Below are 21,192 nucleotides of genomic sequence, written 5' to 3' on the forward strand. Positions count from 1 at the left end.
CTAGCGGCGAGCGGTGCGCAGACCCTCGACCGCGCGCCGGTGCGCGGCCAGCTCGGCCTGCACCGGACCCACCACGAGGTCGTCGGCCACCTCCACCACGCCCACGCGCAGCCGCTTCTCGGCCCGGCGGGCACGGGAGCGGGCGGTCAGCCGGATCAGCAGCCGCGACAGCAGCGCCAGGCCGAGGCCGAGCACCACCCCGCCGAGGAGGAGCACCGTCGGGACCGGGAGCCCCTGGTAGTCGGGCGCCGCGAGGTCGGCCAGCTGCAGGTAGGCCACGAACGCCAGCGCCCCGAGCCAGAGCGCCCCGACGACCGCCGCGACCAGCAGCACCCACTGCAGCAGGCGCACGCCGCGGGTCCACGCGGGCAGCCCGTCCATCCCGAGGTCGGTGGTGCTCGCGACCCGGTCGAGCCGGTCGTCGAGCTCGTCGAACCGCGAGGTCGAGGCGCGTCGCACCGCGCGCGACCACTCCGGCGACAGGCCCTCGGCCACGCGGTCGCTGAGGCCGCGCACCGCGGACTCGACCCGGGCGTGCTGCACCTGGCCGGGACCGGGCAACGACGAGCGGGCGGCGACCACGAGGTCCTTGCCGCTCGTGCGGCGGTCGAGGTGCAGCCGTCGCAGCGGGTCCGGCCGGAAGCGCGACAGCCAGGCCGTGACCGGCCATCCCGTGGCCTGGCGCCCCCGGACCGTGGTGGCCCGCGCCACCGCGTCGACGACGACGGGCACGCCGGCGGCGTCGGCGAGCGCGTCGTGCAGGCCGCGGCGGTCCTTGTCGCGCAGCTCGCGCGGGTCGGCGTCCCCGGTGGCGGCGGCCAGGCCCTGGGCGGCGTCGGTGACGTCGCCGGCGAGCCGGGCGCGGGAGGCGGCCTTGTCGTGCACCCGGGTGGCGATCTCCGAGCGCAGCTCGGCGACGCCCTCGCCGGTGCGGGCCGAGGTGGCCAGCACGGGCACGTCCTCGAGGCCGTCGAGCGCGAGCAGGCGGCGTACGTCGCCCATGACCGCGTCGCGACGCTCGGCCGGGACCCGGTCGACGTGGTTGAGCACGACCAGCATCACGTCGCGGTGGGTCGCCATGGGCGCCAGGAAGCGCTGGTGCAGCGCCGCGTCGGCGTACTTCTGGGGGTCGAGCACGAAGACCATGAGGTCGGTCATCGCGATCAGCCGCTCGACCTCGAGGTGGTGGGCGAGCTCGGTGGAGTCGTGGTCGGGCAGGTCGAGCAGCACCAGCCCCTCGAGCGCGGCGTGGTCGCCTCGCACCTCGCCGTCGAGCAGCGAGTCGCGCACCACCCGGTGGCGCGGCGGCACCTCGAGCCAGTCGAGCAGCTCGGTGGCGGGGTCCTCGCCCCAGGTGCACGAGGCGGCGTGCGACGTCGTGGGGCGGCGTACGCCGGTGGCGGCGATGTCGAGCCCCACCAGTGCGTTGTAGGTCGAGGACTTGCCCGAACCGGTCGCGCCGGCCAGCGCCACCACCGTGTGTCCCCCGGCCAGCCGCAGCCGCGTGCCCGCGCGGCGCACGACCGCGTCGGCCCGGTCGACCACGGCGTCGTCGACCCGCCCGCGGGAGGCCTCGGCCGCCTCCTGGAGCCCGGCGACGCGCTCCTCGAGCCGGTCGCCGCGGCGCAGCAGCCGGCGCGCGCCCTCGACCACCCCGCTCACGACGCCTCGCCCCCGCGCTCGGCGAAGCGGAGGTCGTCGACCCGACGGGCGAGCCCGCGCAGCTCCGCGGCCGCGTCGTCGCCGGTGTCGAGGCCCTCGAGGAGCTCGACGAAGCGGGCCCGCTCGTGGTCCATAAGCTCGCGCACCCGTCGCTCGAGGTCGGCGCGGGCGGCCTCGGCGAGGCGGCGCACGGCCTGGTCGCCGAAGACCGCCTCCAGCAGCTTCTGGCCCACCACCGCCGAGCCGCCGGCGATGCCGACCTCGGCCCCGAGCAGGCCGCCGGTGGAGGCGAACACCACGACCATCAGCGCGACCGTCAGGCCGTTGACGCCGAAGGCCAGGAACCGGGCGGTGCTGCGCTTCTCGGCGCCCTCGCTGCGGACCAGCTCGAGCACGCCCTGCTGCCAGTCGCGCACCAGCCGCTCGGCCCGGTCGCGGCACTCCCGCGACGCGCGGGAGAGGTCGCGGCCCCCGGCCTCGAGCACCTGGCGCCCGGCCGGGCTCCCCCGCCACGCCTCGTCGGCCCGCTCGGCGGCGGCCTCGGCGTGCTCGAGGAGCAGCGACTGCAGCCCGGTCTCGAGGGCGACGGTGACCCGCTCGGCCTGCTGCGGCTTGCCGCGCAGCACGTTGGTGACGCGGTCGCGGAGCCAGCTGATGCGCGACTCCAGCGCCCGCATCATCTCGCCGGTGCCGACGAAGTCCTGCCAGCGCGCGAGCACCTCGCCGCGCAGCAGGGTGCCGTCGGCCGTGGCCTCGTCGACCTCCCGCACCGCGTGGTCGTACGCCGCGTCGACGTCGGTCGTCAACGAGGCCCGGGCCGCCGACTGCGCCTCGCACGCCTGGGCGACGGCGAAGCTGTCCTTGGCCACGGTGCGGATCGCGCCGTCGAGCGTCTGCCGGACGACCCGGTTGCGGGCCTCGGCGTCGGCGCCGAGCTCGGAGAGCCAGCCGCGGATCTCGTCGACCCCGGCCGACCCGGGCAGCAGCCCGGAGGCGTCCAGCGGCGCCTCCTCGACGGTGAACAGCGGGGAGTCGCGCAGACCGCGGGAGCTCAGCATCCGGGCGAGGTCGTGGGAGACCTCGACGACGGCCTCGGGCGGCGTGCGGTCGAGCACGATGGCCACGGCGGCGCTGCGCTCGGCGGCGGTGCGCAGGAAGTCCCACGGCACCTGGTCGGCGTAGCGCGCCGCGGAGGTCACGAACAGCCACAGGTCGGCCGCGCCGAGCAGCTGCGTGGCCAGGGTGCGGTTGCGCTCCTCCACCGAGTCGATGTCGGGGGCGTCGAGCAGGGCGAGGCCCTGGGGGACGCTGGCCGCGGCGACGAGGCGGAGCGCACCGGGGTCGTCGGTGGCGCGGGCGGTGCGCTCGAGCTCGGGCAGCACCCGCTGGCGGTCGAACCAGCCGGCGTCGTCCGGGTGGTGCACCAGCACCGGGCTGCGCGTGGTCGGGCGGAGCACGCCCGGCTCGCTGATCACCTGGCCCACGAGCGAGTTGACCAGGGTCGACTTGCCGGCCCCGGTCGAGCCGCCGACGACCGCGAGCAGCGGGGCGTCGATCTGGCGCAGCCGCGGCAGCACGTAGTCCTCGAGCTGCTCGGCCAGCTCGCGGCTGCGGGTGCGCTGGGCCGCGACGCCGGTCACCTCCAGCGGCAGCCGCACCTGCGAGAGCACCGTGCGGAGCCGGTCGAGGACCTCGAGCATCGTCGTCGCGTCGCTCACCAGGGACCTCGCTGCCGGGACTGCTGGGTCTGCTGGGACTGGAACGGCTGCGCCTGCTGGGGCTGCTGGTGCACGACCGGCATCTGGCCGGGCGTGCTCGTGGAGGCCTGCGGCCAGAGCAGGCCGGGCCGCAGCGCTCGCATCGCCTCGACGTGGGACTGGCCGCGCACGGCGAAGTCGGACGGCGCCACGCCGCGCAGGTAGCGGTGGTGCAGGAACCCGAGCTCGACGGCCTCGGTCTGGTAGGCCACCATCACCCGCCGGCCCTGCTGCCCCCCGGCGCGCTCGGCGTGCCTGCGCGCGAAGCGTCGCGCCGAGATCCGGGCGAGCCACGGCACCTCGGCGGGGTCGAGGAACCCGCGCCGGGCGCAGTCGTCGAGGGCGCGGGTCAGCACCCCCCGCTCGCGCCGGCGCGACCAGATCGCGAACCCGCTCAGCAGCAGGAAGGCGGGGACCATGAGGAACAGGTAGGTCGCGAACGCGTTGGCGCCGCCGTCGAGGACCAGCGAGCCGTTCCAGGCCCCGTGGGCCAGCACCGCCAGCACGTAGCCCGCCAGCGGGGCGAGCACGCGGACCGCCCAGCTGCGGCTGGTGACCGCGAGGCCGACGCCGATGCCGATGAAGGAGGTGAAGAAGGGGTGGGCGAACGGGCTGAAGATCCCGCGGACGACGAACAGCCCGGCCGCCCCGCCGAACCCGCCCGGCATGCCGTCCTCCCCGGCGTACGCCGAGGTCAGGTAGAGGATGTTCTCGGTGAAGGCGAAGCCGATGCCGACCATGCCGGCGTACACCAGGCCGTCCAGGACCCCGTCGAGCTCGTGGCGGCGGTAGAAGAGCAGCAGCAGGATGAACAGGCCCTTGGTCGCCTCCTCGGTGACCGGGGCGACCACGGCCGAGGACCAGCCCTCGCCGGTGCCGAGCACCGCGCTGTCGGCGAGCTGGAGCACCAGCGCCACCGAGGTCGCGACGAACGCGCCCCAGCCCAGCGCCAGCAGCAGCAGCGAGCGCGGCTCCGGCTCGTAGCGGTCCAGCCACATGTAGACCCCGATGAGCGGGGCCACGGGCAGCGCCGCGAGCACCAGGCCGACGGCCAGCGCCCCCGGGGTGCCGCTGAGGAAGAGCACCAGGCCCATCACCAGCGCCCCGACCAGCATCACGACCGAGACGACGACGGTGAACGCGGCGGAGCTGCGGCGTCGTTGCATGGCCGACAGCGTATCGGCGTGACGACCGGCGCCGGACGTAGCATGACGCGGTGAGCGAGCAGAGCGAGCAGCACGTCGAGAGCCACGACCCGCCCGTCCCGGACGCGTACGCCGCGTTCATGCGCACCGGCTGGGCCGACCGCGAGCAGGTCCTCGCCCCCCACCCGGTGGTGCCCTGGGCGGCCGCGCGGCGCGAGCGGCTGGCCGAGCAGTTCTCCGGGGAGCGCCTCGTGGTGCCGGCGGGCGGCTTCAAGGTGCGGGCCAACGACACCGACTACCGGTTCCGCGCCGAGACCGCGCACACCCACCTGAGCGGCAACCAGACCTCCGACGCGGTGCTGGTCGTGGAGTCCGGGGAGAGCGTGCTCTACGCCCGGCCGCGCAGCTCCCGCGAGACCGACGAGTTCTTCCGCGACCGGCAGTACGGCGAGCTGTGGGCCGGCAGCCGGCCCTCGCTGCGCGAGCTCTCGGACTCCCTGGGCATCGAGACCCGCCACGTCGACGAGCTGCCCGACCGCCTCACCGGCGCGGCCAAGACCCGCGTGCTGCGCGGGGTCGACTCCCGCGTCGACGGGCTGGTGGCCGCCGACGAGGGCCGCGACCAGGAGCTCGCGCGGGTGCTCTCGGAGCTGCGGCTGGTCAAGGACGCCTGGGAGCTCGACGAGCTGCAGGCCGCCTGCGACATCACCACGCTCGGGTTCGAGGACGCCGTGCGCGAGTGGGAGCGCGCCCTGGAGCTCGGCGAGCGCTGGATCGAGGGCACCTTCTTCCGGCGCGCCCGCGCGATGGGCAACGACCTCGGCTACGACTCGATCGTGGGCGGCGGCTCCCACGCCACCACGCTGCACTGGATCGAGAACACCGGGCAGCTGACCCCCGGCACGCTCGTGCTGCTCGACATGGGTGCCGAGGCCACCTCGCTGCACACCGCCGACGTGACCCGCACCCTCCCGGTCGACGGACGCTTCACCCCGCTGCAGCACGACCTCTACACGCTGGTGCTGCAGGCGCAGCAGGCCGGCTTCGAGGCGGTGCGGCCGGGCAACGCCTTCCGGGCCCCGCACGAGGCGGCGATGCGGGTGCTGGCCCACGGCCTGGCCGACCTCGACCTGCTGCCGGTCAGCCCGGAGGAGGCCCTCGCCCCCGACAGCCGGGTCTACGCCCGGTGGACGCTGCACGGCACCAGCCACATGCTGGGGATGGACGTCCACGACTGCGCGGCGACCGACCCCGCGACGTACCCCGGGGGTCCGCTGGAGGAGGGCATGGTGCTGACCGTCGAGCCCGGGCTCTACTTCCAGGCCGACGACCTGCTGGTCCCGGCGGAGCTGCGCGGCATCGGCATCCGCATCGAGGACGACCTGGTCGTCACCGCCGACGGCTACCGCAACCTCTCCGAGGCCCTGCCCCGCGAGCCCGACGCCGTCGAGGAGTGGATGGGCCGGCTGCGCGGCTGAGCCGGCGGTCGCCGGGGTCCGCCGGGGTCGTCGGGCTCAGCCGGCGCGGTCGGTGTCGAGGAGGTAGCCGCCCTGGCCGTCCTCGACGAGGCCCTCGACCTTGTCCTCGGTCGAGGTGGTGCCGTCGGTGCGGGTGTAGACGAGCCGCACCCGCACGTCGTCGCTGTCCTCGCTGGCGCTGACCTGCTGCACGTCGACGGAGCGGATGCTGCTCCAGAACGCGTCGTACCTCGCCCGGCCCTGCGCCTGCAGGCTCGGGCCCAGCATCGACCACGCCTCGTCGGTGCCTCCCGGGGCGGAGGCGTAGTAGTCGCGCACCAGCTGCTCCTTGGCCGCGGCGCCGCCGGCCGCGGCCTCGCTCGCGCTCGGCGACTCGCTGGGGCTCTCGCTGGGTGGTTCGCTGGTCGACTCGCTGGGGCTCTCGGTCGGTGCCGACGGCGACGTCGACGGGTCGGCGGCCCCCGCACCCGCGTCGCCGTCGCCGAGCTGTCGGGCCACGAGCCAGGCCCCGGCGACGAGACCGACGACGAGCAGGGCGGCCAGGACGAGCGGCCAGGCCCGACGCCGCGAGCGGTCGTGGCCGCGGCGGGGTCCGGAGGGCGGCGTCGGCGCGATCGCGACCGGTGCCGGGCGCTGCGGCTCCTCCTCGGCGCGCTGCCGGCTCGGCTGCGGGGCCGCACCGGTCTGCTCGCGGGTCTGGTGCAGCGTCGCGTCCCCGCGGTGCTGGTCGGCGAGACGGCGCAGCACGTGGGCGGCCTCGTCCATCGGCCAGCGTGACCCGGGGTCGCGGTCGAGCATCCCGTCCAACGCCTGCGCCAGGATCCCGGCCCGGACCGGCGGGGCCGGCGGGGTGGAGACGATCTCGTGGAGCACGGCGATCGGGTTGGGCTGCTGCGCGTACGGCGGCCGGCCCTCGACGGCGGCGTACAGCGTCGCGCCGAGCGCCCAGACGTCGTCCTCGGGCGCCGGGGAGCCGCCGCGGGCCAGCGACGGGGAGAAGTACGTCGGGGTGCCGGTCATGCTCCCGGCGTGGGTGAGCGTCGCGTCGCCGGCCGTGCGGGCGATGCCGAAGTCGCTGATCTTGGCGACGCCGTCGTGGCGCACCAGCACGTTGCCGGGCTTGACGTCGCGGTGGACCGTGCCCTCCGCGTGCAGCGCCGCCAGCCCGTCGGCGACCTGGGCGCCGAGGTCGGCCACCACGGCGGGGTCGAGCGGCCCGTCCTGCTTGATGATCTGCGACAGCGAGCGTCCCGGGACCAGCTCCATCACCAGCCAGAGGTGACCCGCCTCCTCGACGACGTCGAACACGGTCACGACGTGGGGGTGGTTGAGCCCGGCCGAGGACCGCGCCTCGCGGAGCGCGCGGGCGGAGTCGGTCACGGACTCCCCCGGCAGCCGGCCGACCTGCTTGACGGCGACGACGCGGTGGAGCGTCTCGTCGCGGGCCGACCACACGGTGCCCATGCCTCCGCGACCGATGACGTCCTCGACGCGGTAGCGGCCGCCGATCAGCTCGGGCTGCATGGGTCTCCTCGCGGCTCGACGACGTGGGCAGTGCGGTTCGGCGTACCCAGGCTGACCGACGCTACTCGTCCCGGTCCCGGCTCAGTGGATCGGCAGCCGTCCGGTGAGACGACCGTGCCGCTCGGCGCTGGCGCCCTGCAGTCCGACGATCTCCACCTGCTGGTGCCGTCGGGCGTAGGTGGCGGTGACGGCGTCGAGCGAGGCGACGGTGGAGGCGTCCCACACGTGGGCGCCGGACAGGTCGATGACGACGTGCTCGGGGTCGGCGGCGTACTCGAACCGGGCGGGGAGGTCGTTGCTGGAGGCGAAGAACAGCTCGCCGGTGACCGTGTAGACCGCCGTGCTGCTGCCGTCGGGGCCTGTGACGACCTCGCGGCGCAGGTCGGTCAGGTGGGCCACCCGCCGCGCGAACAGGGTCATCGCCGCCAGGACGCCGACCACGACGCCGATGGCGAGGTTGTGGGTGGTGACCGTGACCACCACGGTGGTGAGCATCACCGCGGTCTCCGACCTCGGCATCCGTCGCAGGGTGGCGGGCCGCACGGAGTGCCAGTCGAAGGTGCCGACCGAGACCATCACCATCACCGCGACCAGGGCGGCCATCGGGATGATCGCGACGACGTCGCCGAACCCCACCACCATGACCAGCAGGAAGACGCCGGCCAGGAAGGTGGAGATGCGCGTGCGGGCGCCGGAGACCTTCACGTTGATGAGGGTCTGGCCGATCATCGCGCAGCCGCCCATCCCGCCGAAGCAACCGGTGATCACGTTGGCGACGCCCTGGCCCCACGCCTCACGGGTCTTGCCCGAGCGGGTCCCGGTGACCTCGTCGACGAGCTTCGCGGTGAGGAGGGACTCCAGCAGCCCGACGAGGGCCATGCCCAGGGCGTACGGCGCGATGATGCGCAGCGTCTCGAGGTCGAGCGGCACGTCCGGCACGAGGAGCGACGGCAGGCTGTCGGGCAGCTCGCCCTGGTCGCCGACGTCCGGCACGTCCAGGGCGGCCACGACGGTGAAGGCGGTCAGGGCCACGATCGCGACCAGCGGCGCCGGCACCACCCGGGTGACCCGCGGCAGGCCGACCATGACGGCGATGCCGACGGCGACCATCGGGTAGACGAGCAACGGCACGTCGACCAGGTAGGGCAGCTGTGCCGCGAAGATCAGGATCGCCAGCGCGTTGACGAAGCCGACCATGACCGAGCGCGGCACGAAGCGCATCAGCCGGGCCACGCCGGCGAGACCGAGGACGACCTGGATCGCACCCCCGAGCAGCACGGTGGCGACGAGGTAGTCGTAGCCGTGGTCGCGCACCACCGGCGCGACCACCAGGGCGACGGCCCCCGTGGCCGCGGAGATCATCGCCGGGCGCCCGCCGAGGAAGGCGATCGAGACCGCCATGGTGAACGACGCGAACAGGCCCACCCGTGGGTCGACGCCGGCGATGATCGAGAACGAGATCGCCTCGGGGATGAGCGCGAGCGCGACGACGAGACCGCCCAGCACCTCGGTGCGCAGCAGCCGGGGCGAGCGCAGCGCGGCGCGGACGGTCGGGGCGCTGTCGCGGGTCGGGGCAGGCGTGCTGACGGGCGTGCTGACGGGCGTGCTCACGGGTGGGCTCCGTTCGAGGCCCGCGGCGTACGGCGCGCGGGCGGGTGCGTGGGCGGGGAGGGATCGGGGAGAGGATGGGCGGGCGCGACGACCGCGCGAGCCGGCGCGAGGCCGGCGGAAGACTGGCTCCGACCCTACCCTCACGTAGCGTCAGGGTTGCCATCCCCAGGACGCGGAGGAGGCGGGATGCACATCGGCGAGGTGGCCGCCCGCACCGAGCTGTCGCTGCGCAGCCTCCGGCACTGGGACGACGTCGGCCTGCTCCGGCCGTCCGGGCGCACCGACGGCGGCTTCCGTGTCTACACCGAGGCCGACGTCGAGAAGATCCTGGTGATCCGGCGGATGAAGCCCCTGGGCTTCACCCTCGACGAGATGGCCGTCGCCATGCGCGACCTCGAGGCCCTCCGCGCCGACCCCGCCGACACCACCGCCCGCGCCCGCCTGGAGGCCGTCCTCGACGACGCCGCCGCCCGCCGCGAGCGGCTCGTCGTCCAGCTCGGCATGGCCGAGGAGTTCCTCGAGGTCCTCGGCCGCGAGCTGGGCTGAGCGCGGCAGGTCTCGCTGCCGCCCCGTCGGGACGTCATCAGGATCGTGGGCTGGAGGTCACGATCTCGATGACGTCCCGGGGTGGGCGTTGCGGCAGACTGACCCCGGATCGGCCCCGGGGGTCGACCACGCCTCCGTAGCTCAGCTGGATAGAGCAAGAGCCTTCTAATCTCTAGGTCGCAGGTTCGAGTCCTGCCGGGGGCGCCGTACGCCGGGCCACTGGGCCGCCCAGTGGGCCGGCCGCCCGCGGTCTCGCGGGACTTTTCCTGACACCGAGGTGTACAACGGACGGGTCTTCTGCACGTGGGGCACGTCGGCGGAGAGGCCGTGTCGACGAGCGCCGGGCCACGCCTCGTCGGGAGCCGGGCCGGGGGCGGCTCGCGACGAGGCGAGTAGGCTCGGGCCAGGCCCACGACGAGAGGAGCCTCGTCGTGCACGACTATGGCGAGCGCATCGTCGAAGCCGCGCCGGACGCGGTGCTCGAGTGGCTCAAGACCTCCGCCGGCTCGGCCGGCTGGACGCTCCTGGCCGTCGACGACTTCGGTCGCGGCCAGCACGTCACCTGGGTCGACGCAGGTGACCGCAGCAGCCGCAAGGCCCAGCTCGTCGCCGTCGTCACGCCGCTCGATCGCGGCGGGTGCCGCGTCCACCTCCGCGAGCGCTAGGAGACGCCGCCGGCGGTCGCGAGGTGGTCGTCGATCTCGGACAGCACCCGGCGGCGCACGTCGTCCGGCGCGAACGACACCTCCACCGCGGTCCGGGCGAGGTCGGCCACCCCCGCCTCGTCGAGGTCGAGCAGGTCGGCGGCGATGCCGTACTCCCGGTTGAGCGAGGTGCCGAACATCGACGGGTCGTCGCTGTTGACCGTGACGCGCACCCCGGCCTCGACGAAGGCCGGCAGCGGGTGCTCGGCCAGCGAGGCGACCGCCTTGGTCGCCACGTTGGACGACGGGCAGACCTCGAGCGGGATGCCCTGCTCGGCAAGGTGCGCGAGCAGCGCGGGGTCCAGCGCGGCCGACGTGCCGTGGCCGATCCGCTCGGCCCCCAGCAGGCGCAGCGCGTCCCAGACCGTCTCCGGCCCGGTCGTCTCCCCCGCGTGCGGGACGGCGTGCAGGCCCGCGGCACGGGCGGCGTCGAAGTGGGGCTGGAACTGCGGCCGGGGCACGCCGATCTCCGGGCCGCCGAGCCCGAGCGCGACGAGCGAGTCGGGTGCGTGCTCGAGCACGTAGCCCAGCGTGGCGTCCGCGCCGGGCACGCCGAGCTCGCCGGGGATGTCGTAGATCCAGCGCAGCACCAGCCCGAAGTCGCGCTCGGCGGCGACGCGGGCGTCCTCGATCGCCTCGGTGTAGGCCTCGATCGGCACCCCGGCGAGCACCGAGGTGTGGGGCGTGCAGGTCAGCTCGGCGTACCGGACCTGCTGACCCGTCGCCAGCTCGCGTGCCACCTCGTAGGTCAGCAGCCGCACGTCCTCAGGCGTCTTGATGAGGTCGACGACGGCGAGGTAGAGCTCGATGAAGTGGGCGAAGTCGCGGAACCGGAAGAACTCCGCGAGCGCGTCGGGGTCGGCCGGGACCACCCCGGGGTGACGCTGCGCCAGCTCGGCGACGATCCGCGGCGACGCCGACCCGACGTGGTGCACGTGCAGCTCGGCCTTGGGCAGGCCGGCGACGAAGGCGTCGAGCCGACCGGTGGGGAGGTCCTGGGGCATGGCGCTCAGCATGGCACCGGGGCGCCTCAGGACGAGGCGAGGGTCCGCTCGAGGGAGTCGACCATGTCGCCGATCGAGGAGCCCTCCAGAGGCGTGCCGTCGAGCAGCACCGTGGGGGTCCCGGTGACACCGGCCTGCTCGGCCTTCGCGTCCGCCGCGTCGACGAGCTGCTGGTCGACCTCACCCTGCTCGATCCGCTGCAGCAGCGCCTCGTCCTCCACCCCGGCGTCCCTCGCCCAGTCGGCGAGCTGGGCGTCGTCGGGCTTGCTGGCGCTCGACTCGTAGGGCTGCTCGTCGTAGAGCTTGTCGTGGAAGGCGGCCGCCTGCTCCGGCGTACCGTCGGTGAGCACCAGGCCCCAGGCGTTGAGCGCGCGCTCGGAGTAGTCGTCCTGGAGCAGGTGGAACGGGCGGTACTCGACCTGCACCGTGCCCTTCGCGGCGTCGGCGCGCAGGAAGTCGCGCGAGCCGTTCTCGAACTCGCGGCAGTAGGGGCACAGGAAGTCCTCGTAGACCACGACCGTGTGCGCGGCGTCGTCCGGCCCGAGCACGAGCGCACTGCCCTCCGCCCGGGCGGGCACGTCGCTCGGCGGCGGCGTCTCCTCGCCGCGGCCGCTGAGGACCACCACCCCGGCCACCACGGCGAGCACGGCCACGACGGCGGCCACGCCGAGCAGCAGCCGGCGCCGCTCGCGACCGGCGGCGTCGCGGCGCAGCTGCGCGGCCCGGCTGGTGCGGTGGGGCGGGTCGGTGGGGGTGCTGGGCACGGGTGCCTCCAGGGGTAGGTGATCAGGCGGGAGGATCAGGCGGGGAAGACGACGTTGTCGAGGGCGAGCCGGGTGCGGCGTACGACGAGGACGAAGGCCGAGGCGAGCAGCAGCCCGACGTCGCGGGCGATCTCCCAGGGGTACTGCGAGAACGCGTCCGGGTCGTAGCCACCGCCGCCGAAGCAGCCGCAGTCGATCGGGATGCCGCGCAGCCAGACCGAGACGATGCCGACCACGAAGCCGACGAGCAGCAGCGCCGAGACGACCGCCGCAACCCGCGACAGCAGCCCTGCGACGAGCAGCAGCCCGACCCCGATCTCGACGGCCGGCAGCACCCGGCCGACGGCGTCGGCGACGTCGAGCGGCAGCAGCTGGTAGGCGCGGACCGCGGTGGTGCTGGCCGCGGGGTCGCCGAACTTCAGCCACCCGGCGTAGAGCCAGACACCTCCCACCACCAGGCGAGCCAGGAGTCCGAGCCAGCCGCGCACGTGCTCCACCGTAGGTCGCGGCGCTGGACGGAGCATGAGACGAGGCCGTGGGTAGGCTGAGTCGTTGTGACCGAACGACTGGTGTGGATCGACTGCGAGATGACCGGGCTCGACCTCGAGCACGACGCCCTGGTCGAGGTGGCGGCCCTGGTGACCGACTTCGACCTCAACGTCCTCGGCGAGGGCGTCGACGTGGTGATCAAGCCGCCCGCGGCGGCCCTGGACCAGATGGTCGAGTTCGTGCGCGAGATGCACACCTCCTCGGGCCTGCTCGACGAGCTCGCCGGCGGCGTCTCGATCGACGAGGCCCAGGACGCGGTGCTGACCTACATCCGCTCGCAGTGCCCCGACGGCTCGCGGCCGCCGCTGGCCGGCAACTCGGTGGCCACCGACCGCGCCTTCATCAGCCGTGACATGCCCGAGCTCGAGCAGGCGCTGCACTACCGGCTGGTGGACGTCTCCTCGATCAAGGAGCTCTCGCGCCGCTGGTTCCCGCGCGCCTACTACAACGCGCCGACCAAGGGCGGCAACCACCGCGCCCTGGCCGACATCCAGGAGAGCATCGAGGAGCTGCGGTTCTACCGGGAGGCCGTCTTCGTGCCCTCCCCCGGCCCGGACTCCGCCACGGCCAAGCAGATCGCGCGCCGCCACGGCGGCTCGCTGACCGGCAGCGGGGCCGATTCGTAGCAGCCGGGGAGATTCGTCTAGACTCCCTCTCGGCTTCGGGCCCCAGGGTCCCGACGTCGTGGTGGGTATAGCTCAGCTGGTAGAGCGCCGCCTTGTGGTGGCGGATGTCGCGGGTTCAAGTCCCGTTACTCACCCCAACGACAGCCCCGGGTCAGTGATCACCTCACTGGCCCGGGGCTTCGTCGTTCCTCAGAACGCGTGCGTCATCACCTCGGCGAACAGCGCGTGCTCGTCGACCTCGAGGCCCCGCGAGCGGAACCAGCGGCACACGTTGGTGCAGTCGCGGAGCAGGAAGTCGGCGCCCGCGGGGTTGGCCACGAGGTCGACGAGCTGCGGCAGGTCGATGACCACGAGCCGCTCCCCCGCCGCCAGGACGTTGTACGCCGACAGGTCGCCGTGGACCAGGCCGTGCCGGGCCAGCTCGGCGAGCACGTCGGCCAGCTGGGCGTAGTAGGACTCGAGCAGGTCACGGTCCGGTCGGGTCTGCGCCAGCCGGGGCGCGGTCGCGCCGTCGACGGTGATCCACTCCATCAGGATCTCGGTGCCGTCGAGCTGCACCGGGTAGGGCACCGGCAGGCCGAGACCGTGCAGCCGCACCAGCGCCTCCCACTCCGCCCACGCCCACTGGCCGGCGGCGACGGCGCGGCCGTGGGCGGACCGGCGGGCCATCGCCCGGCCGTCGCGGGTGTTGCGCACCCGCCGCCCCGCGGCGTACTCGCCCGAGCGGTGGAAGTCGCGGTGCTCCTCGCCGCGGTAGCGCTTCGCGGCCATCACGACGCCCCGCTCGGGGTCGTGTGGGTCGCACCGCTCCAGCAGGAAGACGTCGCCCTCCTTGCCGGTCTTGAGGATGCCGAGGTCGGTGTCGACGGCGCCGCGCGAGGTCACGACCCAGTCGGGGCGCGGCTCGGGCCCGCGGCACAGGGCGTCGACCGAGGACCAGGTGGACCAGCGCTGGCCGGGGCCGTCGGGCTCGTCGTAGGCGGTGAAGTCGAAGACGAACGCCGGGTCGACGTCGTCAGGGGCGGGTGGGTCGAGCGGGGGGAACGGGTCCTGGGACACGGGTGCTCCGGAGGGTGGGGAGGGACGGGTCTGCAGGCAGACCAGTGACAGTCGTGGACACGTCGCCTCCTCTCCTCGGGGGGTGCCGGCGGCACCCGTGGTCGTCACCCCAGCCTGGCGACGCCGGCCGGCCCGGGCAACCGGTTTTCTCCCCCGGACGCACGAGAGCCGCAGGCCCGGTGGGGCCTGCGGCTCTCGTGGATCACGCGGTCGTACGCCGGGTCAGCGACCCAGCCCGGTCTTGTCGACCTTGCGGTGGAACCGCATGCCGGCCAGGCCACCGACGATCGCGCCCAGCAGCGTGGCGAGGAGCACCGCGACCAGGGCGATGATGCCGCCGGTGGTGAGGTCGCCCTCGCTGACGGGGATGCGCGGGAAGCTGTTGAGCTGCGACAGCACGTTGTACTTGCTGCCGAACACCGCCCCCAGCACGGCCACGACGATCGCGACGACGATCGCCCAGACCCACACGGCGACGCCCTGCTTGATGCCGTCGAAGCGCGCCATGCGGGCCGCGACGTAGCCGCCGCAGTAGTAGGCCACGAACAGCACGACCAGCAGCACGATGCCGCTGACGATGCCGATGGTGTCCGCCGACGACTTCGCGCTGCTCGCGCTGGTCGTGCCGGTGGACAGGCCCACGGCGGCACCGGCGGCCGTGGCGATCGCGGTGAGCAGCACGCCCACGCCGACGGCGGTCAGGAAGCCGAAGAAGGCCGACCCGATCTTGATGCCACCGTGCTCGGCACGCTCGCGCGCCACGACCTCCTTGCGGTCGGGGGTCACGACGTCACGCTCCCGGGAGCGGTCGGCGCGGTCGGGGTGGCCCGGGTCGCGGTCGGCGTCGAGGGCGTGGGCCCCGTCGTCGGAGCGATCGGAGGTGGTGCGGTGGGAGTCCCTCATCGACGGTCCTCGCTCTCGCCCGTGGTGCCGCGCGTGCCGGTGGTGCCGGTCGTGCCGGTCGTGCCGGTCGTGTCGGAGTCGATCTGCTCCTTGCGGACCTGCTCGTCGACGGTCTGGTCCTCGGTGACGGTCTCGGTGCCGAGACGCACGCGCTCGACCGGGACGGTCTCCTTGTCGACGACGACGCGCTCCTGCTTCAGCTCGACCTCGTGCTCCTCCTCGGTGATGTCGCCACCGGAGACGGCGTCGCCACGGTTGGCGTCGGTGATCGGCTCACGCTCGATCCGCACCTCCTCGTGGCTCACGGGGACGGTCTGGGTGACGTTCTCGGTCACGACGTACTTGCGCAGCCGCGCCTTGCCGGCCGACTCGGTCTGCTTGCCGACGTTGACGCGCTCCTCGGAGCGGGTCATGGCGTCGTCGGTGTTCGGGCCCGAGGTGTCGTGGCCGGCGCCGCGGGCGTCGTCACGGACGCCGTCGCGGTCGTGGTCGTGGTCGTGGTCGTGGCCCACGGTGCCGCCCGCGACACCGGCGGTGCCGGTGGTGGGGGTGGTGCCGGTCGTGTCGTGCGCGGCGGTGCGGCCGGTCGTGTCGCCGGTCGTGCCGCCGGTGGTGCGGCCGGAGTCGTCACCGACGCTGGAGACGCCGTAGTAGGCGAACAGCTCCTGCTCCTGCTCCACGTCGAGGTGACCGTTCTCGTCGTCGACGCGGGGGGCGTCCTTGACCTTGTCCTTGTCGTGGGGCACGACGATGTCGTCGCCCTGGACCTCGGCGCCGGACAGCGGCACGAAGCTCTCGGCGCCGCCGAAGAGGCCGGTCTTGACGGTGACCCACTCGGGGCGACCCGACTCGTCGTCGAGGAACACCTGCGAGATGGACCCGATCTTGGAGCCGTCGCGGCTGGTTACGTTGCCCTTGTTCTTGAGCAGGTTCTGGGCCTGGTCGGTGCTGATCATGTCGTTCTCCCTCGTGAGGTGGTGCGGATGGATGGTGGTGCGGGTGGTGCGGGTGGTGCGGTGGTGCAGGTCAGTAGCGGGGGCGCCCGTCGGCGTCGCCGGCCTGACCGTCGTACGGCTCGGAGTAGGTCTCGGTGGGCGCCGCGTCGACGAAGCCCGTGGTGGACCCGCCGCTCGTGCCGCGGTCGGAGACCTGGTCGCGGGCCTGCTGGGCCTGCTCACGCACGCTCGGGGCGGAGGCGGCGTGCTCGCGCAGGCGGGGCGCCTCGGCCTCGGCGTTGCTGAGGTAGCGCTCCCAGCGGTGCTGCATCGGCTTGATCAGCCCGCCGCCGGCACCGACGATGATCACGCCGGACACGGTCGCGAGGATGGCGACGAGGACCGGGGTGGTGACCGTGGTGGCGACCCCGACCTGGTTGAGCGCGGCGATGACGCCGAGGAACAGGATGAAGACGCTGGCGGCGTTGGCGAGGAACGTGCCGTACGACAGCCCGCCGAGCGTGTTCTCGATGAGGCCCTTCACGGCGGCGGCCACGGCAGCGGCGACCACGACGATGACGATGGCGACCACGAGGCTGGGCAGGAACGTGATGATCTGCGTCAGCAGCTCCGAGATCGGGTTGGGCCCGAAGACGCCGAACGCCATCTGCAGCACGAACAGCACCAGGGCGTAGTAGACGATCTTGGCGACGATGTCGCTGGCGTCGAGCTTCGACTGGGCCAGCGCGCGCTTCACGCCACCGCGCTCGACGGCGCGGTCGAAGCCGATCTTCTCGAGCAGGCCGGACAGGGCCTTGCTGATCAGCTTGGCCACGATCAGCCCGATCACCAGGATCAGCAGGAAGGCGACGAGCTTGGGCACGAACTCGGCGATCGTGCTGAGTCCGTCGTTGAGTGCGGTCTTCATGCAGCGTGCTCCTTGCAGGGGGGTGACGACCTGCCGTGGGCAGGGCGGCATGACCTGTCGGCACGGACGTGCGACAGGTGGACCCGGGGGCCGGTGGGCGACCGGCGCGGCGGGATCGGAGGGACACGCACGGCCGGGGACTGCAGCTCGTGCGGTTGGTGCTCCCCCCGGTGCCCGACGGCGTACGACGTAAACCGGGGGGTCGGCGGATTCGTGCACAGATCTGCAGTGCAGACCTGCGCAGGCCGCGGACGCTTCTCCGTGGCGGCCGTCCCGACGCAAGGTCTGTGCACCACACACTCTCGGGAGGAACCATGAAGCGCAGTCGACCGGCCCAGCTGGCCGTCGCCGCCGCCAGTGTCGTCACCGCGGGCCTGGCCCTGGCGCCGGTCACCAGCGCGTCCGCCGACGTCGCCAAGGACGGCAGCGAGGTGCCGACGTTCGCGGAGTTCAAGGCCGCGACCTACCAGGAGTCGTCCCGGCAGTACGTCGTGAACGGCGACGTCCCGGTGCGCGACACCAAGCTGCTCAAGGAGTACTACGACCACATGGTCGCCACCGACGACGAGGCGAGCGGCAACGCCGGCCTCGTGGTCAACACCGTCTACGGCTCCGACGACCTCTGGTCGAGCACCGCCGCCCGCAACCTGACCTACTGCGTGAGCAACAGCTTCGGCACCCAGAAGGCGGCCATCGTCTCGGCGATGGACCAGGGCACGGCGCTGTGGGAGAACCAGACCTCGGGCGTCGACTTCACCTACGTCTCCTCGCACGACGCCAGCTGCCGCACCAGCAACACCTCGGTGGTGTTCTCGGTCGAGCCGACCACCACCACGCAGTACATCGCGCGGGCGTTCTTCCCCAGCAGTCCCAAGAGCCAGCGCAACGTGCTCGTCAACGCCGGCTCGCTGCAGAACAGCGGCTCGTGGACACCGGGCAACATCATGGGCCACGAGCTCGGCCACGTGCTCGGCTTCCGTCACGAGCACACCCGCCCCGAGGCCGGCACCTGCTTCGAGGACACCAACTGGCGGCCGCTGACGCCGTACGACAACGTCTCGATCATGCACTACCCGCAGTGCAACGGCGGGTCGTCGAACCTGTCCTTCAGCGCCTACGACGGCTCGGGCGTCCGCTCGGTCTACGGCGGCTGACGCGGGGAGGGACCCCCGACACGGACGGCCCGCCCTCGGTTGCCCGGGGCGGGTCGTCCGTCCGTCGCGCCGGTAGGTTGCGGGCCATGGGAGCGCAGCGATCGTCGTACGACGTGGTGGTGGTCGGGGGCGGGCACAACGGCCTGACCGCGGCCGCCTACCTGGCCGGTGAGGGCCTATCGGTCCTGGTGCTGGAGCGACTCGGCCACACCGGCGGGGCGGCGGTGAGCGCGCAGGCGTTCCCGGGCCTCGGTGCCCGGCTCTCGCGCTACTCCTACCTGGTCTCGCTGATGCCCGAGCAGGTGGCGCGCGACCTCGACCTGCCGCTCGAGCTGCGCTCGCGCCGCACCGCGTCGTACTCCCCCACGGTGCGCGACGGCCGCCCCGTCGGCCTCTTCGTCGAGCACGAGGAGGGCGAGGCGACGCGACGCTCGTTCGCCGAGCTGACCGGCGGCGAGGAGGAGTACGCCGCCTGGCAGCGCTTCTACCGCGAGGTCGGCGACCTCGCCCGCGTCGTCGCCCCGACCCTCACCGAGCCGCTGCCGACCGCACGGGCGCTGCGCGAGCAGGTGGACCCGACCGTCTGGGACGCCGTCGTCGCCCGGCCGCTCGGCGAGGCGATCGAGCAGCGCTTCGCCGACGACCTGGTGCGCGGGGTCGTGGCCACCGACGCCCTCATCGGGACGTTCGCGTCGCTGAACGACCCGTCCCTGGTGCAGAACCGCTGCTTCCTCTACCACCTCATCGGCAACGGCACCGGCGAGTGGAAGGTGCCGGTTGGCGGGATGGGCGCGGTCACCACCGCGCTGGCGCGGACCGCGACCGGCCGCGGCGCGGAGGTCCTCACCGGCGCCGGCGTCAGCGCGATCCGCCCCGGCACCGACGGCGCCGCCTCCGAGGTGGTCTTCCACGACGGCGAGCGCGAGCACGTCGTCACCGCCGGCCGGGTGCTGGCCAACGTCGCGCCCTGGGTGCTGCGGATCCTGCTCGGTGAGGAGAGCACCTCCGGCGACAAGCCCTCGGGCGCACAGCTGAAGATCAACTTCCTGCTCTCCCGGCTCCCCCGGCTGCGCACCGGCCACGACGCCGCCGAGGCGTTCGCCGGCACCCTGCACGTCGCCGAGGAGTACTCCGCCCTCGAGCGCTCCTGGGCCGAGGCGGCCGCCGGCGAGGTGCCGTCCTCGCCCCCGGGCGAGTTCTACTGCCACTCGCTGACCGACCCCTCGATCCTCGGCGAGGACCTGGCCGGCCGGGGCGTCCACACGCTGACCTACTTCGGGCTGCACATGCCGACCCCGCTGTTCGAGGCCGACCGGGCCTCGGCACGCGAGGAGGCCGTACGCCGCGCGATCGCCGCGGTCGACGTACACCTCGACGAGCCGCTCATGGACTGCGTGCTGCGCGGCCCCGACGGCCAGCCGTGCCTGGAGGCCAAGGTGCCGCAGGACGTCGAGGACGACCTCGCCATGCCCGGCGGCCACATCTTCCACGGCGACCTGGAGTGGCCCTGGGCCCCCGACCGCGCCGCCCTCGACACCCCGGCCCAGCGCTGGGGCGTGGCCACCGACCACGACGCCGTGCTGCTCTGCGGCTCGGGTGCGCGTCGCGGCGGTGCGGTCAGCGGGCTCGGCGGTCACAACGCCGCCCGGGCGGTGCTCGAGGAGCGCTAGGTTGAGGCTCCCCCTCACCCTGGAGCACCCATGAGCGTCCACGTCGTCGCCGTCATCACCGCCCAGCCCGGAGCCGAGGACGCGGTCCGCGCCGCACTCGAGGCGCTCGTGCCCCCGACCCGCGCCGAGGCCGGCTGCCTGTCCTACGAGCTGTCGGAGTCGCTCGCGAGCCCGGGCACGTTCGTCACCGTCGAGGAGTGGAGCGACCCCTCCGACCTCGACACCCACCTCGCCACCGAGCACGTCCAGGCCGCTCTCGGAGCCGTCGGCGAGCAGCTCGCGGCCCCTCCCGCCATCCACCCGCTGCGCCCGATCCCGGTCGGCTGAGCGCCGGGGACCACCCGTTTTGCTGGGCGGCCCCCGGGGTTGGTAACGTTCCTCTCGCTTCACGCGCCAGTAGCTCAATTGGCAGAGCAGCTGACTCTTAATCAGCGGGTTCGGGGTTCAAGTCCCTGCTGGCGCACCAAGACCGAGGTCAGGTCCCTCCGGGGACCTGGCCTTCGTCGTTCCCCAGGGCTGGCTGCACCCCTTCCCGCGGTTCATCCCTGGCCTACCCTGGGGGCGCAGCGGTCGGGGCATCCCACCGGACCGCGCCAGGCTCGGCGGCGGAGATCCGCCAGGGGTCCTGTGTTGACCAGCTTGCGCAGTGGGTCTGGTCTGGGACCTCACCCACCGAGAGGCACGAGATGCGCAAACTACTGGCCGGACTGTTCATCACGCTGATGATCGTGGTCGCGAGCGCGACCCCGGCAGCCGCCGGAGGCAGCGGCGCCCTGTTCAAGAACTGCGGCCCCGGCAAGGCCGTGGTCCTGCACTGGCACAACTACAAGTACGGCTACGTCGACATCTACTGGGTCCTGAACCGTTCGAACTTCCCGGGGAGCATGAAGTACGGCGGCTACTTCAACGCGGGCAACCATGCCAAGAACACTGGTCAGAGCACGATCTACCACGGATACGGGGCTACGGCAGCTCGCAGCATCGACCTCTACTGGGCCACCTGCACCAGCGCCTTCTGAGCGGCCGCCGGCCCGGGTCGCCGTGTGTGGGGCTCGGGCCAGCGGACCGGGGGTCCCATCCGATGCGCCCACCTCGACGAACCACCACTCATGACCCCGACCGCCTGTCCCCGTGACCACCGCACGGCACGACCCCAGTCCCCGCCGGGCGCTC

The 21,192-nt window shown here is 73.5% G+C and carries 20 protein-coding genes and 3 tRNA genes; 11 read left to right on the forward strand and 12 right to left on the reverse strand.

Features of this window, described 5'->3' with window-relative positions:
* Genes ASG49_RS17240 through ASG49_RS17250 form a run of 3 tightly spaced genes read right to left on the reverse strand, consistent with a single transcriptional unit; the run spans position 1 to position 4,585 of the window.
* A complete protein-coding gene (locus ASG49_RS17240) occupies positions 1-1,662 on the reverse strand; it encodes a GTPase (RefSeq protein ID WP_056544407.1) in 1,662 nt (553 codons plus the stop codon).
* Complete coding sequence (locus ASG49_RS17245; protein ID WP_235562151.1) at positions 1,659-3,380, reverse strand: dynamin family protein; 1,722 nt, start codon at positions 3,378-3,380, stop codon at positions 1,659-1,661. Before ASG49_RS17245 ends, ASG49_RS17240 begins: the two co-directional genes overlap by 4 nt.
* Entirely contained in the window at positions 3,377-4,585 is a 1,209-nt protein-coding gene (locus ASG49_RS17250) for a PrsW family intramembrane metalloprotease (protein ID WP_082534232.1), read from the reverse strand. Before ASG49_RS17250 ends, ASG49_RS17245 begins: the two co-directional genes overlap by 4 nt.
* Before the next feature lie 50 nt (positions 4,586-4,635).
* Here ASG49_RS17250 and ASG49_RS17255 point away from each other — a divergent pair, with 50 nt between their 5' ends.
* Entirely contained in the window at positions 4,636-6,042 is a 1,407-nt protein-coding gene (locus tag ASG49_RS17255; protein ID WP_056544410.1) for an aminopeptidase P family protein, read from the forward strand.
* A gap of 36 nt (positions 6,043-6,078) precedes the next feature.
* On the opposite strand, the gene ASG49_RS17260 is transcribed toward ASG49_RS17255, so the two are convergent.
* A complete protein-coding gene (locus ASG49_RS17260; RefSeq protein ID WP_056544413.1) occupies positions 6,079-7,566 on the reverse strand; it encodes a serine/threonine-protein kinase in 1,488 nt (495 codons plus the stop codon).
* A gap of 81 nt (positions 7,567-7,647) precedes the next feature.
* Positions 7,648-9,177, reverse strand: a complete 1,530-nt coding sequence (locus ASG49_RS17265) for a SulP family inorganic anion transporter (RefSeq protein WP_056544415.1) — start codon at positions 9,175-9,177, stop codon at positions 7,648-7,650.
* Positions 9,178-9,363: 186 nt separating this feature from the next.
* Between ASG49_RS17265 and ASG49_RS17270 the strand changes: the two genes are divergently transcribed.
* The 3 genes from ASG49_RS17270 (at position 9,364) to ASG49_RS17280 (ending at position 10,388) form a co-directional block, all read left to right on the forward strand.
* Positions 9,364-9,723 (forward strand): MerR family transcriptional regulator, encoded by a 360-nt coding sequence (locus tag ASG49_RS17270; protein ID WP_056544419.1) that lies wholly within the window; start codon positions 9,364-9,366, stop codon positions 9,721-9,723.
* Between the two features lie 130 nt (positions 9,724-9,853).
* Positions 9,854-9,927, forward strand: a tRNA-Arg gene (locus ASG49_RS17275).
* Positions 9,928-10,154: 227 nt separating this feature from the next.
* Entirely contained in the window at positions 10,155-10,388 is a 234-nt protein-coding gene (locus ASG49_RS17280) for a hypothetical protein (RefSeq protein WP_056544421.1), read from the forward strand.
* Here the strand turns inward: ASG49_RS17280 and ASG49_RS17285 are convergent.
* From ASG49_RS17285 to ASG49_RS18975, 3 genes are read right to left on the reverse strand one after another with little or no spacing between them, the layout of a single operon-like run.
* Entirely contained in the window at positions 10,385-11,431 is a 1,047-nt protein-coding gene (locus ASG49_RS17285) for an adenosine deaminase (RefSeq protein WP_056545034.1), read from the reverse strand. The genes ASG49_RS17280 and ASG49_RS17285 overlap by 4 nt on opposite strands.
* A 26-nt stretch (positions 11,432-11,457) precedes the next feature.
* On the reverse strand, positions 11,458-12,195 hold the full coding sequence (locus tag ASG49_RS18970; protein ID WP_056544424.1) for a thioredoxin domain-containing protein: 738 nt from the start codon (positions 12,193-12,195) through the stop codon (positions 11,458-11,460).
* A gap of 35 nt (positions 12,196-12,230) precedes the next feature.
* On the reverse strand, positions 12,231-12,683 hold the full coding sequence (locus tag ASG49_RS18975) for a MauE/DoxX family redox-associated membrane protein (protein ID WP_235562152.1): 453 nt from the start codon (positions 12,681-12,683) through the stop codon (positions 12,231-12,233).
* A 66-nt stretch (positions 12,684-12,749) separates the two neighbouring features.
* Between ASG49_RS18975 and orn the strand changes: the two genes are divergently transcribed.
* On the forward strand, positions 12,750-13,370 hold the full coding sequence (gene orn, locus ASG49_RS17300) for an oligoribonuclease (protein WP_056544429.1): 621 nt from the start codon (positions 12,750-12,752) through the stop codon (positions 13,368-13,370).
* A gap of 61 nt (positions 13,371-13,431) precedes the next feature.
* A tRNA-His gene (locus ASG49_RS17305) sits at positions 13,432-13,507 on the forward strand.
* A 52-nt stretch (positions 13,508-13,559) separates the two neighbouring features.
* On the opposite strand, the gene ASG49_RS17310 is transcribed toward ASG49_RS17305, so the two are convergent.
* The 4 genes from ASG49_RS17310 to ASG49_RS17325 all read right to left on the reverse strand — a co-directional run bounded on the left by ASG49_RS17310 (position 13,560) and on the right by ASG49_RS17325 (position 17,195).
* Entirely contained in the window at positions 13,560-14,429 is an 870-nt protein-coding gene (locus ASG49_RS17310; RefSeq protein ID WP_056544432.1) for a serine protein kinase RIO, read from the reverse strand.
* A gap of 222 nt (positions 14,430-14,651) precedes the next feature.
* A complete protein-coding gene (locus ASG49_RS17315) occupies positions 14,652-15,332 on the reverse strand; it encodes a hypothetical protein (RefSeq protein ID WP_200936368.1) in 681 nt (226 codons plus the stop codon).
* On the reverse strand, positions 15,329-16,288 hold the full coding sequence (locus ASG49_RS17320) for a PRC and DUF2382 domain-containing protein (RefSeq protein WP_056544435.1): 960 nt from the start codon (positions 16,286-16,288) through the stop codon (positions 15,329-15,331). Before ASG49_RS17320 ends, ASG49_RS17315 begins: the two co-directional genes overlap by 4 nt.
* A gap of 70 nt (positions 16,289-16,358) precedes the next feature.
* Positions 16,359-17,195 carry a hypothetical protein gene (locus ASG49_RS17325; RefSeq protein WP_082534233.1) on the reverse strand — a complete coding sequence of 279 codons (837 nt, stop codon included), beginning with the start codon at positions 17,193-17,195 and terminating at the stop codon, positions 16,359-16,361.
* A gap of 314 nt (positions 17,196-17,509) precedes the next feature.
* Between ASG49_RS17325 and ASG49_RS17330 the strand changes: the two genes are divergently transcribed.
* The 5 genes from ASG49_RS17330 to ASG49_RS17350 all read left to right on the forward strand — a co-directional run bounded on the left by ASG49_RS17330 (position 17,510) and on the right by ASG49_RS17350 (position 21,038).
* Positions 17,510-18,349, forward strand: coding sequence for a M57 family metalloprotease (locus ASG49_RS17330; protein ID WP_056544437.1), 840 nt, complete (start codon positions 17,510-17,512; stop codon positions 18,347-18,349).
* Positions 18,350-18,435: 86 nt separating this feature from the next.
* Positions 18,436-20,019: an NAD(P)/FAD-dependent oxidoreductase gene (locus ASG49_RS17335; protein WP_056544441.1), complete on the forward strand. Its 1,584-nt coding sequence runs from the start codon at positions 18,436-18,438 to the stop codon at positions 20,017-20,019.
* 30 nt (positions 20,020-20,049) lie between these two features.
* On the forward strand, positions 20,050-20,346 hold the full coding sequence (locus tag ASG49_RS17340; RefSeq protein ID WP_056544444.1) for a putative quinol monooxygenase: 297 nt from the start codon (positions 20,050-20,052) through the stop codon (positions 20,344-20,346).
* Positions 20,347-20,409: 63 nt separating this feature from the next.
* A tRNA-Lys gene (locus ASG49_RS17345) sits at positions 20,410-20,485 on the forward strand.
* 220 nt (positions 20,486-20,705) lie between these two features.
* The gene (locus tag ASG49_RS17350) at positions 20,706-21,038 is read left to right on the forward strand and encodes a hypothetical protein (protein ID WP_056544447.1); all 333 of its coding nucleotides are present in this window, start codon (positions 20,706-20,708) and stop codon (positions 21,036-21,038) included.
* The last annotated feature ends 154 nt before the right edge of the window (positions 21,039-21,192 follow it).

The sequence above is a fragment of the Marmoricola sp. Leaf446 genome, assembly GCF_001424755.1.
GTDB lineage: Bacteria > Actinomycetota > Actinomycetes > Propionibacteriales > Nocardioidaceae > Marmoricola.

Bases quoted from the DNA above. Each gene is read 5' to 3' on its own strand.
- ASG49_RS17285 (WP_056545034.1), bottom strand. From the start codon at position 11,431: ATGCCCCAGGACCTCCCCACCGGTCGGCTCGACGCCTTCGTCGCCGGC.
- ASG49_RS17340 (WP_056544444.1), top strand. From the start codon at position 20,050: ATGAGCGTCCACGTCGTCGCCGTCATCACCGCCCAGCCCGGAGCCGAG.
- ASG49_RS17335 (WP_056544441.1), top strand. From the start codon at position 18,436: ATGGGAGCGCAGCGATCGTCGTACGACGTGGTGGTGGTCGGGGGCGGG.
- ASG49_RS17330 (WP_056544437.1), top strand. From the start codon at position 17,510: ATGAAGCGCAGTCGACCGGCCCAGCTGGCCGTCGCCGCCGCCAGTGTC.
- ASG49_RS17315 (WP_200936368.1), bottom strand. From the start codon at position 15,332: ATGAGGGACTCCCACCGCACCACCTCCGATCGCTCCGACGACGGGGCC.
- ASG49_RS17260 (WP_056544413.1), bottom strand. From the start codon at position 7,566: ATGCAGCCCGAGCTGATCGGCGGCCGCTACCGCGTCGAGGACGTCATC.
- ASG49_RS17350 (WP_056544447.1), top strand. From the start codon at position 20,706: ATGCGCAAACTACTGGCCGGACTGTTCATCACGCTGATGATCGTGGTC.
- ASG49_RS17325 (WP_082534233.1), bottom strand. From the start codon at position 17,195: ATGAAGACCGCACTCAACGACGGACTCAGCACGATCGCCGAGTTCGTG.
- ASG49_RS17270 (WP_056544419.1), top strand. From the start codon at position 9,364: ATGCACATCGGCGAGGTGGCCGCCCGCACCGAGCTGTCGCTGCGCAGC.
- ASG49_RS17320 (WP_056544435.1), bottom strand. From the start codon at position 16,288: ATGATCAGCACCGACCAGGCCCAGAACCTGCTCAAGAACAAGGGCAAC.
- ASG49_RS17250 (WP_082534232.1), bottom strand. From the start codon at position 4,585: ATGCAACGACGCCGCAGCTCCGCCGCGTTCACCGTCGTCGTCTCGGTC.